12 protein-coding genes and 1 pseudogene are annotated in these 16,171 nt (G+C 46.3%); 12 read left to right on the top strand and 1 reads right to left on the bottom strand.

The genetic code is table 11. From position 1 onward, the window contains the following. The first annotated feature begins 205 nt into the window (after positions 1 to 205). The 10 genes from STRDD11_RS07675 to STRDD11_RS07630 all read left to right on the top strand — a co-directional run bounded on the left by STRDD11_RS07675 (position 206) and on the right by STRDD11_RS07630 (position 12,473). A complete protein-coding gene (locus STRDD11_RS07675; RefSeq protein WP_241209363.1) occupies positions 206 to 670 on the top strand; it encodes a hypothetical protein in 465 nt (154 codons plus the stop codon). Between the two features lie 76 nt (positions 671 to 746). After that, positions 747 to 3,545: a TraM recognition domain-containing protein gene (locus STRDD11_RS07670; RefSeq protein ID WP_241209362.1), complete on the top strand. Its 2,799-nt coding sequence runs from the start codon at positions 747 to 749 to the stop codon at positions 3,543 to 3,545. Positions 3,546 to 3,569: 24 nt separating this feature from the next. Continuing rightward, on the top strand, positions 3,570 to 4,322 hold the full coding sequence (locus STRDD11_RS07665; protein ID WP_128836816.1) for a hypothetical protein: 753 nt from the start codon (positions 3,570 to 3,572) through the stop codon (positions 4,320 to 4,322). A 312-nt stretch (positions 4,323 to 4,634) separates the two neighbouring features. After that, positions 4,635 to 5,666: a coiled-coil domain-containing protein gene (locus STRDD11_RS07660; protein ID WP_128836815.1), complete on the top strand. Its 1,032-nt coding sequence runs from the start codon at positions 4,635 to 4,637 to the stop codon at positions 5,664 to 5,666. Between the two features lie 35 nt (positions 5,667 to 5,701). Then, on the top strand, positions 5,702 to 6,076 hold the full coding sequence (locus STRDD11_RS07655) for a hypothetical protein (RefSeq protein WP_128836814.1): 375 nt from the start codon (positions 5,702 to 5,704) through the stop codon (positions 6,074 to 6,076). Next, positions 6,073 to 8,010, top strand: coding sequence for an AAA family ATPase (locus tag STRDD11_RS07650; RefSeq protein ID WP_128836813.1), 1,938 nt, complete (start codon positions 6,073 to 6,075; stop codon positions 8,008 to 8,010). Before STRDD11_RS07655 ends, STRDD11_RS07650 begins: the two co-directional genes overlap by 4 nt. Positions 8,011 to 8,117: 107 nt before the next feature. Beyond that, positions 8,118 to 8,441, top strand: a complete 324-nt coding sequence (locus STRDD11_RS07645; protein ID WP_128836812.1) for a TrbC/VirB2 family protein — start codon at positions 8,118 to 8,120, stop codon at positions 8,439 to 8,441. 3 nt (positions 8,442 to 8,444) lie between these two features. Then, entirely contained in the window at positions 8,445 to 9,620 is a 1,176-nt protein-coding gene (locus STRDD11_RS07640; RefSeq protein ID WP_128836811.1) for a hypothetical protein, read from the top strand. A 16-nt stretch (positions 9,621 to 9,636) separates the two neighbouring features. Further along, on the top strand, positions 9,637 to 11,670 hold the full coding sequence (locus STRDD11_RS07635) for a pLS20_p028 family conjugation system transmembrane protein (RefSeq protein WP_128836810.1): 2,034 nt from the start codon (positions 9,637 to 9,639) through the stop codon (positions 11,668 to 11,670). 44 nt (positions 11,671 to 11,714) lie between these two features. Further along, positions 11,715 to 12,473: a hypothetical protein gene (locus STRDD11_RS07630; protein WP_128836809.1), complete on the top strand. Its 759-nt coding sequence runs from the start codon at positions 11,715 to 11,717 to the stop codon at positions 12,471 to 12,473. A gap of 1,230 nt (positions 12,474 to 13,703) precedes the next feature. Here the strand turns inward: STRDD11_RS07630 and STRDD11_RS07625 are convergent. Next, the gene (locus STRDD11_RS07625; protein ID WP_128836808.1) at positions 13,704 to 14,012 is read right to left on the bottom strand and encodes a hypothetical protein; all 309 of its coding nucleotides are present in this window, start codon (positions 14,010 to 14,012) and stop codon (positions 13,704 to 13,706) included. A gap of 822 nt (positions 14,013 to 14,834) precedes the next feature. Between STRDD11_RS07625 and STRDD11_RS07620 the strand changes: the two genes are divergently transcribed. After that, positions 14,835 to 15,539, top strand: a complete 705-nt coding sequence (locus STRDD11_RS07620) for a hypothetical protein (RefSeq protein ID WP_128836807.1) — start codon at positions 14,835 to 14,837, stop codon at positions 15,537 to 15,539. Between the two features lie 5 nt (positions 15,540 to 15,544). Continuing rightward, positions 15,545 to 16,171, top strand: a pseudogene (locus tag STRDD11_RS14395) (virulence factor); the annotation flags it as partial.

Below are 16,171 nucleotides of genomic sequence, written 5' to 3'. Positions count from 1 at the left end.
CAGGAGCCGCCAGCTGCCACCCTGTCTGCTCCTGCTTAGTCTGCTGATGATTTTCATTGAGTATAAGGCGGCGGGCGGTCTGCTCCAAAGGGGAACTCGTTTGAGCATGCAGTGCGGCTGGTTGGATTTTCTTGCTGTTTTTGTATTTGGGATTCGCCAAGTCTGACTTGAGTGGTTCTGCCAGTTTTTTTAGAGAGGAGCGCAGTTGGATACAGCTTTTTTTAATACAGTCATCTATTATCTGATTGTTTTTGCAGAAATCTTTCTTGGTCTGTCTATTATTGGTTCGGGCATTATCTGGGTTATCGGCGACCAAACAAATAATGTGGAGCGAAAGCGCAAATCCGGTTTGATTTTTTTGGTTTCGGTCTCTTTCTTTTATCTTTTCCGTTTTGGTTCCATTGCCATCATGGCGCTTTTATTTTCTAAGGGCGCTGTTCAGGGAGTGGAGGAGAAAAATCTGCTCTACCTGCTGCGGATTGCTCAGGTTCTGGTCTTGGCGCTGGTGCCGACTTTTTCCATTATTCAGCATTATATTTACAGGTATCAGTATTTGATTATCGAAAGAGAAGAAAGCCGGCAGCGGCAGCGGCTCTATTTTTATATTGCTTTTGTGCTGACGGCCTGCATTGTCGGTCTGCTGGAACTGATGATTGGATTGGTAAAGTGAGGTTATCATGCTGTTTTTGCTTTCAAAATTACCTTATAAACTCAAGGGACACCGAAGCATTGATTATGTAATTTTTGTGCTGAGAAAACTGATCTGGCTCCTCTTTCTCTTTGGGGCTGCCAGTCTGGCTGCTGTTCTTATTCTGTCCATTATCAGACAGCAGATTGGCTTTGGTCTCTTTATCTGCCTGTTTTTGGTTCTTTTTTTGTCTGTCTTTCTGTCTCTTTATCTGGGTTTTTGGCATACAAATCTGACCAGCCGCCAGCGCTATCAGCTCTTTAAAGAGAGAGGGGACTTTAGAGAGAGGGACCGCGGTCAGGCCATTAAGCGCTACATCTATCTGTCCTTCCTTTCTGCGCTGATTTCCAGTGTTGACATCATTGTTCTGACTCTTAATAATTACATCATTGCGGTCTTTAATCAGCTTTATGTATCAGTCAGCGACTTCCTCAAAAAGGGAGGGGCCTACTTTGATTATAAGACCTTATCGCCTCTGATTGGCAATCAGTTTTGGAACACCCTGCTCTTAATCGCGCCGGTCTTTCTCTTTGTCTACCTGCTCTATAATTCTTACAGCAGCGAGATTGTCGTTTATGATGACCTGATGAAGCTGTGGCTGAAAAAGCGTTTCTTTAAGCACAAGAAAGTGACGCAACTGTTTAATGATTTGGACAATGCTGGTGATGCTTTCCTGCGGTTGGGGCGCAATTCTGACATCGGCGATGATGTTATCCTGAAAACAGATGTCAGGCGGCTGCATACAGCTGGTTTTGGACCGATCGGCTCTGGTAAGTCTGTGGCCATTGCCAAGCCGGCCATTGTGCAGGATGCCCGCAATGTGACGGTGTATCTGAAAGAATATGCCAAGTTTATCAGGGAGCAGGACAAAAAGATCGAGGCCCTGCATATTACAGATGAACAGCAGCTCTTGGAAACCCAGCACGATTACTATGAAGAATGGTATGAGAAAGGGCTGGGGAAAAGACTGATTAACGGTTTCTATGTCAATGAGCCTTCGGGAGATTTAATCCATGATGCGGTGGATATTATCAGGCGGACGGGCTTTCCAGAAGATATGATCTGGCTGGTGGATCCGACCAAGGAAGATACGGACGGAATCAATATTTTTGATGCGGAGACCCATACAGCTGCCGGGCTGACTTCGGACTTGATCCGCAACTTTGCTGATGAAGGCGGCAGCGGCGGCGGGAATACATTCTTTAAAAATGCCGAGCAGGCTTATGTGCGCAATCTGGTCTTTATGCTCAAATCAACAGCCCGGATTGAAAAGAGCTATTTGGACGTCAATCTCAACGGCGGCTCTCCAACTCTGAGTGAGTTTTATGACTTGCTGGAAATTCCTTCCTTGGTTATCAAACGGCTGAAGCTCTTTAAGGTCTATAGAGATGCCAGTGAGCGGGAGTTTAAGCGGCTTTATGAGGAACCTTATCAGGAGCTCTACCGTCAGGAAAAAGAAGCTTTTGTCCGCAAGGGCGGGCTTCCTTCCCGCTTTGACTCGCATATGTCCCCTCAGCTGCGCAGGGCTTTCAATCAAAAGCGGGATGCCGAGTCTAGAAATAAGATCATCAACACGACCTATCATTACTTCGCAGATGCCTATAAGGAGGACCCGCGGACCGGTATTGAATACATTACCCACGATGCCAATATTGAGGGCATGAAAAATACCATCCGCAAGCTGGCTTCTTCGGACCTGGTGCGGCGGATTTTCTTTTCTCAGTCTACCAAAGACATCGACATTCTCCTTAAAACCGGCGGCTTTCTCTTGGTCAATACAGCCCGGGGACCGGTCGATGACGACAGTTCCAGAATGATCGGCCAGATTACGGATATGATTGTCCAAAAGGGTGTGCTCAGGAGGAATTCCAGCACCATGGATCCTTTCTTTTCCATCATCGAAGATGAATACGGCTGGGTGACAACCCCCAATACGGAGCGTTTTCTCAACCAGTGCCGCAAGTACAATACGGCGGTGCTGGGACTGTATCAGAACTATGAGCAGATTGAAGCCAGTCTGGGGGCTTCTGATACGGCTGCCCTGCTTAATTCTTATCGGAATATCTTTGTCTTTCAGGGCAGTTCCAATAAGTCTGCTGAGACCATTGTTGAGCGGGCAGGGACAGAGAAAAAAGTCAGCCGCATGACCAATAAGGGCAGCGTGGATATGTTAGCTGGAAATGACAATAATGCTTCCTCTTACCGGGAGGAAATTGCCGAGGAAGAAGTGACCAGCAGCTCTGAACTCTTCCGTTTGGAAAAATTTCAGTTTGCAGGCGTTCATGTTATTGATGACGAAGAGAGCGAGCTGGTCAAGGTGACTCCGACACCTTCGTTTGATCTGCCTATTTTCAAGGATCCGCACTATAAGCCTCCCTTTGATGTGGAGCAAAATGAAGAGGACCGGCAGGCTTACGATATCTGGAAAGAGCAGGTGGAGCGCTACTATGTTGAGCGGCATTCAGAGGGAGTGATCCCCTTTGAGCGCTTTACTCCGGAAGAGCAGCGCATCATTCTGGGTTTGGATGAAGAAAGGCAGCCGCTGGAAAAACCTCGAAAAAGCGGCAGGAGAAAGGCTGCAAAGAAGGAACAGCCGGCTGTCCTGGCAGCAGCAGCCAAGCGGGCAGAGCCCGATAAAGCGGCAGCAGTCAGCGAAAGTGCCGCGGCTAGTCATGAGGAAGGGATGGCTTCTCCGTTTGCTCAGGCTGCAGAGTCTTCGGCAGCTGACCCTGCTGTGTCGGGCTTGGAACCCCCGGCGGAGCCGCAGGGCGAAAAGCCCGCGGAAGAGAAGCTGGCTGCTCCATCCTCAGCCAAAGCCAAACCTTCCAAAAAATACAATCCACTCATGGATGATTAACCGCTACTGAACAAAGGAGGTCTTATGTCTGCTGAAAGCCGTTCTGTTTTTTCCCGCAAGCATGACAGCTATGTGCTGCTGGGATTTATCTGTCTCTGTCTGCTGTCTTGGTTCTTATGGCGTTACCAGATCAATATAGGCCATAGGCTGATCTGGTCTTCATCGCTTTCCCTCTCTTTTCCGATCCTGTACCTGATTTTTGTCTGTTATTATCTGCGGGTAAGGCTTTCGCTCAGAGACGCTCCGTCTGAGGAACAGCAGGAGCGAGCACTCGGTCCTGTCGCGGATGCCCTGATCCTTCTCTCCTTTTCCCTCTTGCTGCTGACATTGATTGGTGTAGCTATGAGTTTTTTCTCTAATCAGGTCACTTACGACAAAACGATGTTTATCGAGAAAGACTCCCGACAGGCCCAGCAGGTCTTTCAGCCAGCTTCCGGCAGCTATGAAGAGCTGCTGGAGCGGATAGAGGGGCAGGACAGACAGGTGGTTTTCTTTTATAAGCTGAGCTGCAGAAAATGCCAGCGCTCCGTGCCAGCGCTTCTGTCCCGAGTGCGGGATAAGCGGAAAATCCTCTTTGTAGACGGTGCTTCAGAGGCCGGTCAAAAACTGACCCAGCACTATGGTATTGATCAAGTATCCACAGCCCTTGTCTGGGAGAAGGGGGCCTATCAGGTTTACAGTCTGGCCACCAAGGAAGATGACGGCCTGGTGACTATTCAGGAAGCGGAAATGAAGCGAATCGTCGATACCGTCAATGAGAGTGGGACGACGAACTGATACTTTTCGACAATCTCTTCCATTCACGCTAGCGTCGCCCTGCCTTACTCCGGTACAGCCTGCGGGGCTCAAACAGTTCGAGGTACTATTTGAGGCTGGAGATAAGGGAAATGCAGTTCCCAATTTTCGTCAAGTCCGGAGGACTGTCAGAGCCAACGAAGCTTGGTTTTGATTTTTGAAGAGCAGCGCTCTTCTGATTGGATTTATGTCTGTGATAGCGGGCGGAGAGTATCAGGTATTCTGATAGTCTTTCGGCCCGCTTTTCTTTTTATGATAAACTTTTTTAGCGACTTTTTCGGCTATAATACAGACATGGATAATAATCAGAAAAACAATGATGTTTTAGATGTATTCGTTGAGAAGCATATCGTGGGGAATAAGGTCGTTCAGACTCTTAAACGCCGGGCGATTCTGCGGAAATTCCTGACTTTTCTTGTGCTGATTTCTGTCTGGCTTTTTCTTTTAGTCAATGCCTATCTGTCACCGCAGCGGGTTGCTTACACAGAAGCACAGCTGGCAACTACCAGAGATTTTGAAAACGAGTCGGGCCGCATCATGCTGACCAAGCAGATTTACTCAGAAAAGAACGGCATTCTGCTCTTGGAATTTGAAACGTCAGACTACACTTCCTCTATTGCCAAGGGAATCAGTGCCAAAAATCTGGAATGGATCCTCTTTGCCAAAAATCAAAGCCCCGATACCAAAATGGAGGTCATTCCCCTGGCTAATCACAAGATTGATGTCATTGTCAAGGGGGTTCCCAAAAATTTCGAGGCGATTGCTATCAATATCACCAATAAAACAGTCGTCAATGACGATGTTGATGTCGGTATTGAGGAGTACAATGATGTAACCTCCAGCGAATCGGAATATGCAACCAAGGAAAAGAAAAAGAAAGATGTCTCTGAGCTGAGCAATGAAGTGCAGTTTATGGTAGCTGAGCAGGGGGAGAAAATCAAACGCACCTACCTGCAGAACCTGTCTCGGGAAACTTTTGCCCTCAATGCTTTTGAAGAAGAAAAGAATTTCCAAAACAAGCAGATTGAAAAACTCCAAAAGGCCATTGAAAGACTGGAGGGTTCGATTGCGGAAAATAAGTCAACCTTGGCCGATTTGGAACGTTCCGGCCAGTATTTGGTCGGCAGCAATCTGATTGAAAATCAGGAAAAAATCGAAAATGTTGAGCAGGAAATCAGCGGCAAGCAGATAAAGATTAATCAGGCCAAGGATAATATTGTCACCCTGCAGAATGCTGTAGAGGCGCTGGAGCATTCCATGCAGGAAGTACACGACGGCACTTATCAGTTTAATGCACCAATCACCTCAGTTGAAATGGATTTTTAGACTGAGCTGCGAAGGAAAAAGTGAAGGAGTAAACAATGTCAGAAGATAATCGTACCAATTATGAAGATCGTCCCTATGGATTTCCGCGTGATCTGTTTGCATCAGTCAAGCTGTATGGCATCCGTCTGTTCAGCCTTCTGTTTGTATTTGGTGCGCCTCTTTTAGCTATGCAGTTTACAGGGAACGGCAAAGTCTTTCCCAGACAGCAGACGCTGGAATATATCTGTTTTGTTGTGCTGACCTTTATCATCGCTCTCTATCTCATGTTTCCCTTCAACGGCGGCAAAAACAACCTGCATGCGATTCGGATTTTTCTGACGCGCCGGCGCAAGCGATACCACTCCATTGACCGTATGAGAAACAAGGAAGCAGTTAAGAACGAAAAAAGAGGGATAGGTAGAAAAACATGATTAAGACTGAGGAACTGCAGCAAAGAGAAGAGTATCGGGAGGCGGCAGAAGGGGCCAATCTCTTAGAGGCAGACAGTCCGCTTCAGGACCTGCTGCCGCAGAGACCGCAGGAGGAAGGAAGCCCAACTCCCTATCTGGACAAATATACTGAAAATGTTACAGAAAAGATCCGCAAGAAAATAGACCATTTTACGGTTTTTGGCCGGGAAAAGGAAGTGGAGCAGGTCATCGTATCACTCCTGCGCCAGACTAAGAACTCGCCCATTCTGGTCGGTGAGGCTGGGACAGGTAAGACAGCTATTGTTGACGGTCTGGTCGTAGAGATTCTCAAGGGCAATGTGCCGGACGAGTTTAAGCATGTTACGGTCCGCTCCTTGGAATTATCCAGTATTTCCAGCAAGTCGGATGGAGAAGATATGGTGTCCCGCCTCAAGCGGATCATCGAGGAGCTCAAGGCTACCAAGGGGGAGAATATCCTCTTTATTGACGAGGTGCACACTATTGTCGGAGCTGGCGGCGACGGCAGTATGCTGGATGCCGGCAATGTCATCAAGCCGCCTCTGGCGCGTGGGGAAATCCAGATGATTTCTGCCACGACCTATGAAGAATACCAAAGTTCTATCGAAACCGACAAGGCCTTGGAGCGGCGGGTGCAGATGGTGCCGGTGGAAGAGCCGACCGCAGATCAGGCGATCTTTATCTTGGGCAATATCCGCAAGCGTTTTGAAAAGGAACGCCATATCACCATTACGGATGATGCGGTAGAGCAGGCCGTTCGGCTGGCAGTCCGCTACATCCCTGAGCGTTTCCTGCCCGATAAGGCCATTGACCTGCTGGACGATGCGACGGCTCAGGCTTACTTTGAAAAGCGCAAGGTCGTGGATATTGAGGACATCGCCAGAGTCATTCAAAAAATGAAGAAAATCCCCGTGACCACCATTCTCAAGGACGATTCGGAACGGCTGATGAACTTTACCGATGAGCTCAAGAAATACGTAAAAGGACAGGATTTTGCCGTTTCTCAGGTGGCCAATACGATTTATATCTCAAAAGAAGGCTTTCAGCGGCCCAATAAACCATTGGGAAGCTTTCTCTTTCTGGGAACGACCGGGGTCGGCAAGACCGAGCTGGCCAAGGCGCTGGCCAAGATTCTCTTTGACAATGTGGAGGCCATGATTCGGATCGACTGCTCAGAGTATTCCTCTAAGGGGGATAAGGATAAGCTGATTGGCAAGAATATCGTTGGCTCCAAAGGGCTCCTGACCGAACCGGTCAAAAACAATCCTTACTCTGTGGTGCTGCTGGACGAGCTGGAAAAAGCCCATCCAGATATCTATGATATCTTGCTGCAGGTGCTGGATGAAGGCCACCTGACGACGGGAACCGGCCGTAAGATTAACTTTAAAAATACCATTGTCATTGCTACGACCAACTCAGGTGCAGATGAGATAAAAAAAACCTATGCCAACGAAGGCAATTTTGGAGACATGACCGATCTGGCCTACGACGGCTTTATGAACCGGATTGTTGAGGAGCTGAGCCTGACCTTTCGGCCGGAGTTTATCAACCGCTTTGGCAATAAGGTAGTCTTTAACATGCTGACGACGGATATTATTGAAGCCATTGTTGATTTGGCTTGGACCAAGGAAGAAAAAAGACTGGCTGAGCAGAAGGTCTACCTGCAGTATGAGGATAAGACCGAGTTTTACGATTTTCTGCGCTCCAAAGGAACCAGTGTAGAAAACGGTGCCCGGCCGCTGGAACGGCTGATTCAGGACCGGGTGACCGGGCCGATTGCCGAAAAGCTCTTCCTCCTGCAGAGGCACGGCGCTGCCTACAATGTTCTGGTCAAGGTCATCGGTGAGGCGCCGGACGGCATTTTCCACCATATTGACAAGCGGACGCTGGACTTTGAAGCCACTAAAATAGAATAGAAAGACAATCGTTTGGAAAAAACGCCCATTTCTCTTTATGATACAGCGAAACAGGCGATGGTTTAGGCTATAATAAATCATGATAAAAAAGAAAAGGAGATAGAATCTTGAAAAATCTTAAAATCAAACAAATATGGGCAGCGCTGACAGCTGCACTGACATCATTCTTGCTGACGACACCGGTCTTTGCAGCAGGAAAAGATCCTTTCTCGTCTGTTACTAGTGGAGCGGAGCAGGCACAAGGTCAATTCTCTACTCTTGGTTTTGCCATTGCAGTGACGATGCTGATTGTAGCCGGTATTGGGCTCATGCTGTCGCAAAAGATGCGTGAGTGGGCCAAGGGCCACATTATCTATGTCATCATCGGGGTAGTTGTTATCGTCCTTGCCAGTCAGGCTGTTCCCTTTATTAAAGACATGTTTGGTGGTTAATCTATGGCAGGATTTGCTTTAGGAAAAGGAGGAGTTATCAAAGACTCCTCATTTATTTATATTGAGTGGGCGGGGAAGGACTCTCCCAAGCGCAATGGCGACATCAAAGATCTGATTGAGGACTTGGACGAGGAGTATTTCCTAGACAGCGGAACTATGGGAGACAGCCTGCCCTACCTCACCTTTCTGCAGGCGGAGACCCTTTTTCATGCCCTGCGGGATCAGTTTGGTGATTTCACTCTGGCCAAGGTATCTCTGGCCAATAATGAAAGCGGCAAGCCTTCGATTGAAGATGAGCCCAGCATCAGTCCTTTCTTGATCGACCATACCTATGACAATATTATGACGAAGCTCATGGAGGCTTCCCTGCGGGATCCCCGTTTCAAAGATTACACCTATGATGATCTGGCCCTCTATTTTACCGACAAGGAAAACGGCATTTTAAGGACTTATGCAGAAAGCCTGAATTTGTCTCAGGCTGATCTGCCTTATTTTCCTATGGAGTCCGATGTGCAAGGGGCTATAAAAAGAGCTCATCCTAAAAAGAACAGAAATAAAGGAGTATCGGAAATGGGAGAACAAAATCTGCTTCTGAGCAAGATTGCTTTGGGGCTGGGCATAGCAGGCCTGCTGATAGGCATTCTGGGCCTTGTCATTGGTATGATGGGAAATAGCAAGCGGGCTCAGCTGGAAGCCCAGACTGCCTTTCTCTATCAGGAGCAGCAAAAAATCCAAAAGCTGCAGGAGAAAGAACATGCAGCAGATGTTTTCGGACGTTTCTTTATCCCCAATTACTACTCTGGGAATAAGGAAGCGCTCAACCCCTTCCTGTCGTCAGGGGATGCCAAGTATACGCAGCCAGAACAGGCTCAAATCGTCAGCAATCTGCTGGAAAATGTCAAGCTGGAGAAAGATGATACTTTCACCCTGACCTATGTCATTACATTTTCCACGGCAGAAGGTGTGAAAACCAAACGCCTGTCCTTTGGGATTAAAGAAGACAATAAGGCCGAGTATGGTTTCCTGATCACATCAGAGCCTGTCAGCAGCATCTATATCAGTGAAAACAATAATGGCGACGAAAGCAAGCAGTCAGAGGAGCAAGGGGACAAGCAAACTGAAACGAGCAGCGGTTCAGAAGAAAACAAACAGTCTGAGTCCAGCCAAGCTCCTTCTTAAGAAGGGAGTGATATGAATGCCGACCTATAGCAGTCTTGCAGACTTAATCAGTAAGGCGAAAGATTTTAAAGATGATGTTAGTCCTACTTGGCCCTATAATGAGTCACCGACAAAAGAGACGGCTGCTTTTTATGAACAATGGTCTAATTATTTATCGTCTATTCCGCAGGTTTTTGCTTATTTCCTCAACCTTCCGGGGTGGATTACTAAATCCTTGTATTCTATCAGCATGGCCTTGGAGAATGTTTATAATAATTTATTCAAACTCTTTGGTTTCTTTGACTATCTGGATAGAAATGATACCTTTGTTGGTCAGATTTTTGATGGTCTGCAAAAGCTTGGAGTGGTTGTCTTTGTTCTATTGCTGATACTGTTTATTATTGCAAATTTTATAACCGGCTTAATGAAATACAAAGACGTTATAGGCCACTTTCTTTTGGTCACAGCTGTCTTGGCTTTTCTGCCTCAGGCAATCAAAGAATTTTCTTATGTATTGGCCAAGGACAGCCAATACATCAGTAAAATGTCTGACGACGGAGAGTCTGGCTTTGCTTCCCTGTCTGTCAAACCATATGAAGGCAACGTCGTCGACTTGTATGTTATTATTCAAAAAAATTTTGATGTCAATGTCTTAGGGATGGACAAGAGAGGGTTTTTAAATCCGCCATCTGATTCAGAAAATAAAGTCAGGCTGAACACCATAGATGACAGCAATGTCATGCAGACCGATTACAGCGCATGGTACGGAGGTACCGATAAAACGGTACTAGAGCAGTTTGAAAAGGATGGAGACGGCGGTGATGCTAACTTTAAAGGAGTAGCCCCTATTCTGAGTTCCGTTCTTAGGTCAAATGAAGAAGGGAATGTCCGTATTGATAATGTCAAACCAGGGACTTGGAGTGAACTGGAAAATGTCTTCTCGGCTGTTTACCCTCGCTACAGCGTTAACTGGATTGGTCTAATCGTTCAGCAAATCGTACTGATTGCTCTGTTGATTAGTATGTCTATCAGGTTTGTGCAGTCCGTTTTTCAGGTCATTGTGGCAGGGATGGTGGCTCCGATTGTCGGTTATACCTCTGTTGAAAACTCAGAAAAATTCAAGGAGCTGCTTCAAATGATTTTTGGGACGATTACAGGCGTCTTCTTTGAAGTGATTCTGCTGCGCGTTGCTATGAGTGTTCTGAGAGACTTCCCTGGCATGGTGGCTTCAAGTTTTACCTGGCTATCATCAGGAGGCTTCTCTTCCAATCTCAGCTATTGGGAAAATGTCATGGCTTCTATCATTGTTTACATAGGAGTTTACCTGTCTCTGATAAGCGGCAACAATGCTGTTGAACGCTGGTTAGGTGTTTCTCCGTCGCAGGGCCGCGGAGGGCAAATGGCTGGTATGGCTGGCGCCGGTCTGGCGGCTGGCGGTGCAGCCTCAAGAGCTGGCAGGAAAATGGTTAAATCAGCTCCGGGGGTTGCCAAGAGGACTGCCCGCGGTGTAGGCACCGTTGCTAAGAAAGCTTCTCAAGGTGCTCGAAGCGCGGCCCGCGGAGCGGGTACTGCGGCTAAGGGGATTGGTGCCGGTGCAGCCCGTGTTGCCGGAGGGGCCAAAGGAGCAGTTGAAGGTATCCGTCAGGCCGGCGGAGTTGGCAGAGCAGCTGCCAATCTAGGATCTCATGCCAAAGCTGGTGTCGGCAGTGCTTATGAAAGTGTCAAAAGTTCTGTTCAGTCAACAGCCGGTGGAGTCAAGGATTCTGTTAAGAGTGCCGGTCAAAAAGTGGGCGATGCTGCTAAAAGCAATTACAATGCCGGCAGAACAGGAGTTGCCAATACTCTTGCTTCCGGTGCCAATGCTAATGGTAAGACGAATACCAGTACCAAGAATGAAGCTTCTGGTGTCGGAAGCACGGCAGCCAATACCAACAAACCTAATCAAACGAAGCAAGGGATTGGCGGTGCCTCTGGTTCACAGATTTCTAGTAACAACAGTAAAACCAAAACGTCATCAGCTCCTTCAAATAATGGCGGCATTAAGAAAAAAGATTCTGGTAAAAAACCCTAGTCCAATAGATCGCCATTCAATCAATACAGAAAAAGGTATGACTAATGAAAAAACAGTATATTTCTTTCATAATAGCAATCGCAGTGGCTTTGTCTCTGGTATTCTTATCAGCCTGTAATGCTGCCAAGAATCCGTCCAATGGCGGGGGAGACTCCAGCTCTGGTACACAAAAGGCCGAAGAAGGTATTTATGAGCATTTGAAAAATGCTAAAGACAAAATATGGTATCTGACAGATGAAGTTTCTAAAGACTCTTACCCATTAGCAGTCTATGTCTTTAATAAAGGGAAGGTTAAAGGCTATACAACCTTTAATCGTGACGAGGGAAAGTCCTTTGGAGATCTGGCTAAAATGACAGATGAAGAAATCATTGAGTACTATGAGGAGCAGGAAGGAACTTTTCTAAAACACATTTATGATGTGACAGCCAGCAATGCGGAACAATTTCCTAATGATAGTCAATACAAAGAGTTAGCGGAAGCCTTACAGCCATACGGCGATGGTAAGGGTCAGCTGCCGACGGCTGATTTTCAGGTCAAACTTGTAACCAATGATACTGGAGAAGGTGTGGCCACTGAAGATATTGAGATTGATTTCTTAGATATTAGTAAGCCAGACCGAAACTTTGGAAATTTCTGGAACTATACTTTGAAACTGAAACATGTAACGAGCACTAGCAAGGTATATAACAGTACATACAATGGTTTTGAAACAGAGGATGATGTTCAGCCGCTCTTTATCACCCGCAGCAAGAGCCAATTCCAACTAGATACCCTCAAAACCAAAGGTATAGAAGTTGAATAAACACGAAAACGGAAAGAATTCTCTTTTCGTTTTTTATCTTGACAAATGGATAGAAAACGGTATAATGAATGTGTAAATTTTATTTACTGCTTTTCAGTTGAGCCTGAAGCCCTGTGGCTTCGCCTGTCTTTAAGGACTGACTTTCAGCGATGAAAGCTTATAGGCAGTGCAGGAATCCAAAGAAACAATCTGCGGAGCTGTGAGATTGGGATTCTGAAGCTTTTATGTTTCAGCTTCAATACTTGTGTTAAATTGGTAAACTTATGACTTTTCAAGCAGCTGCTTGGGGAACACTGAGAAAGTTATTTCTCAGCCGGCTAAGGTTGATTTAAAATCAACTAAAGACTGGTTTTTTCAGTGTGTCTTCATCTGCCTGAGAGGTCTTTTTTGCTGGTTTGACCTGACTGTCGGGATGGAGCTGCCTTCCATTAGGAAGAAGTTTCTGTTTTGAGGAAGTTCAAACGAAGAGCTGCTGTGCAGCTTTTTTGCTTGGATTAAGATTATGAACGAATCTGTAAGGAGGTGATTTTATGTATCTAAAAGATTGTGAGCACAATCTAAAAAAGCTCCCTCCTGAGTGTTGATCTTTAATTTGGTGATTGAAAATCAACATATCCTAAGGAAGGGAGGGGGAAACAATGTCGGATGTACTATTGGAAATGATTCTTCATATTACCAAAACAGCTCTTACTTATTTTTTATATAAATGTTTAGATTGCTGGTTTGCTAGTACGAAGTACAGTAAGAAAGGGCATTCTCGTTGTCGCCGTTTCTTATCACACCGCAGAAGAAAATAATTCTGCAACCCCGGTTCACCATACAGAACAGAAAAAAGCCCTTATCTATTGCCGTAGATAAGGGCTTTGGGGTTTGTACAATGTACAAAGTAATTCTGAAACTCTATTATATTCTAAATTTTCTTTTTTGTCAACTGTTTTTTGCACTAAAATATTCAAGTTATTTATGCCGCTTATTGCTCCTAAGCTCCAGTCAGGGAGAGTGCTGCCAATCACCGTCGTTTCTTGCCACACCGCAGAAGAAAATAATTCTGCAGCCCCGGTTCACTATACAGAACAGAAAAAAGCCCTTATCTATTGCCGTAGATAAAGGCTTTGGGGCTGTAAACAATGTCTACAACTACTATTGGAAATATCATTGTAACTTAAAAATTTCATTTTGTCAACTGTTTTTGCGCTAAAATATTCAAGTTATTTATGCCGCTTACTGCTCTTAAGCTCCAGTCAGCAAGTGTCCCAGCCAGCTGATTAGGATATCGGCGACTGCCAGACCTAAGGTTATCATTCCCATGAAAATGGCAAATGTATAAGGCGCCAGCTGAAACCGTGGATTTTTCAGGTCGTTAAAGACAACGCCCAGACTCCCGCCCAAGCCGCCGCAGAGAGCGGTCATGATGAGAATGAAGGTGCGTTTGGCTCTGCTGTCAGCTAGGCTGGCATAGCTGCGCATGACCAGAAGCTGCCATATCAATAAAAGGAGCAAACTTAAAAAGGGGTGGCGGTGTATTGCATTGGAAATCAAGGCCTCACCTCTCTGATAGATTTTGCCCTTATTTTATCCTAATTACGAACCATAAGCAAGAGAAAAGTTGCCTTCTGCTTTATCATAAAGCCTTATGGAGGTTGGATGCAGTATAATGATTTTATATCGTCATTTAGTTTATCTTTTACTACGTTGTCAGCTCGCCTTGCTCCAACAGTTCAGAAGGACTGTTGGAGGTTGGAGATAAAACAAACGCAGTTTGTGTCAAAACAGTCCGGGGGACTGTGAGAGGTTGGGGATGGGGAAAACAGAGTTTTCCTCAATGTAGGAGCTTTTTGGAGTCTAAAAGACGAACAAAGTTGAGACTTGCTTCGCAAGTCCTATCTGCAACCTCAAAGCAGTGCTTTGAGCAATCAGCTACCGCGTCAAGAGTTTTTTGCCAAAACAAAGCGAAACTGAAGGACTTTTGTCTCAGCCTCGTCTTTCGTTCAGCCCGAACCTACCTACTTTTGAGCCTTCCTCACAGAAGCTCCAGCCACCGCCTCAAAACCCCCACTAGAGGTTTTGAGCGGCTTGCTGCCCTATCGTCCTGTATGTTACCGATAGGCTGAAACGGTCCCCCGGACTGTTTCCCTGCTAAAAGCAAACTAAAAGACTATAATACCTATACTCAATGTACATCGGAATCAGACTGGGCAGTCAGCTGCTGCGTCAAGAGTTTTTTACCAAAACAAGCGAGGCTGAAGGATTTTTGTCCCAGCCTCAGGCTCCTTATCTGCCGTCTCCAACAGCCTTTCAGGCTTAACGGCGGTTGGTTTTGCTGTTTGAAGAGTAGGAAAATTAGAGAAAAGGATAGGATTTATGGCCTTAAAAAAACCAAGTTCTTCCAAAAAAATGGGGAAAAACAAGAAAAAAGAGACAGCCGGCAACGGCAGCAGCCGAATCGGCAAGATGGCGGAGAATCAGTTCACCTATGATACCAAAGAGTTTGAGAATCGGGATTTTCTGTCAACGGTGGAGCTGCTGGATACGAAGGCGATTCTGAGCAATGTCAAGGGTCAGCCCATTGCTCTGGAAAATGGCTATTCGGGCTATCTGCAGATTATGGAAGTGAGGGGAAAGGACCTGAATTCTCTGTCGGACAATGAACGGCAGCGGACCATTCAGAATTTCCGGAAATGGAATTCAGAAATCACCTTTGACTATCTGTTTGAATCCACAACGCTTCCGACGGACACTTCTGAGCAGATCATCGAGTCCAGACGGATTTTAAATGAAGTGCGGCGTGAGATGAGCAAGACCGGTATCAGCGAAAACAGAATGGAGCAGCTCAAGGACAGAGAGAGTATCCTTATGCAGAATATCCTGTCTGAAGAAGCAGTTGAGCAAGAGCTGTACAATGCAGAATTTCTGATCTGGCTGTACGGAGATACCATTGAAGAGCTGCACAGACAGGTGCGCAAGGCTCAGACCAGCGGAAACGGTGATTTTGTTCCCGTCATCGTCTCGGCAAACAAGAAGGAGCAAATTCTCAAACAGTACAACAATCAAAATGAAAAGGTGTAGTGCGCATGTATTTGAAAAAACGCAAAGTAAAAAAATTAATGGCCCGCGGCTATGATCTGCCCTTTATCAGCCGGATTCAGCCTCAGGGCAATGTTGACTTCAAGTCAGACGATCGCTATTGGAAATCAGGCGATGGCTATCATGCCACTCTCTTTGTCACAGGCTATCCGACCGGCGGTCTGAATGACTACTGGGGGACAGAGCTGATGCAGGTGCAGGGGACACGTGCCTTTATGCACGTCACTCACCTGGATAATAAGTTGGTTCAGGAAAAAGCCTCCAAGGCTGTTGAAGAAAAGAGTTCGCGGATTGATGAAAATCAAAAGGCAACCAAGAATCAGGCCGAATTGGATGAGGTGCAGGATTTGATGCTGCTGGAGCAGGATATCCGCCACAATAACTCCGGTGTCAAGGGCATCTGGACCCGCATCTATGCTTCCGGCAATACCGAAAAAGAGCTGTTTGAAAAGATGTCCGAGATTAAAAACGGAGCCCCTAAATTCTCCATGACCTCCTTTATCGGAGAGCAGGATTTGGAGTATCATTCGCCTTTTGTTCCGCCGCTGCGGCAGAAAGATCTGCCCAATCACCGCCAGCCTCAGCCGGTGCCGGTTCGGGATTTGTCCGGCGGC

The sequence above is a fragment of the Streptococcus sp. DD11 genome (genome assembly GCF_001578865.1).
GTDB classification, from domain to species: domain Bacteria; phylum Bacillota; class Bacilli; order Lactobacillales; family Streptococcaceae; genus Streptococcus; species Streptococcus panodentis.
This window is presented reverse-complemented; position numbering and strand designations above follow the sequence as displayed.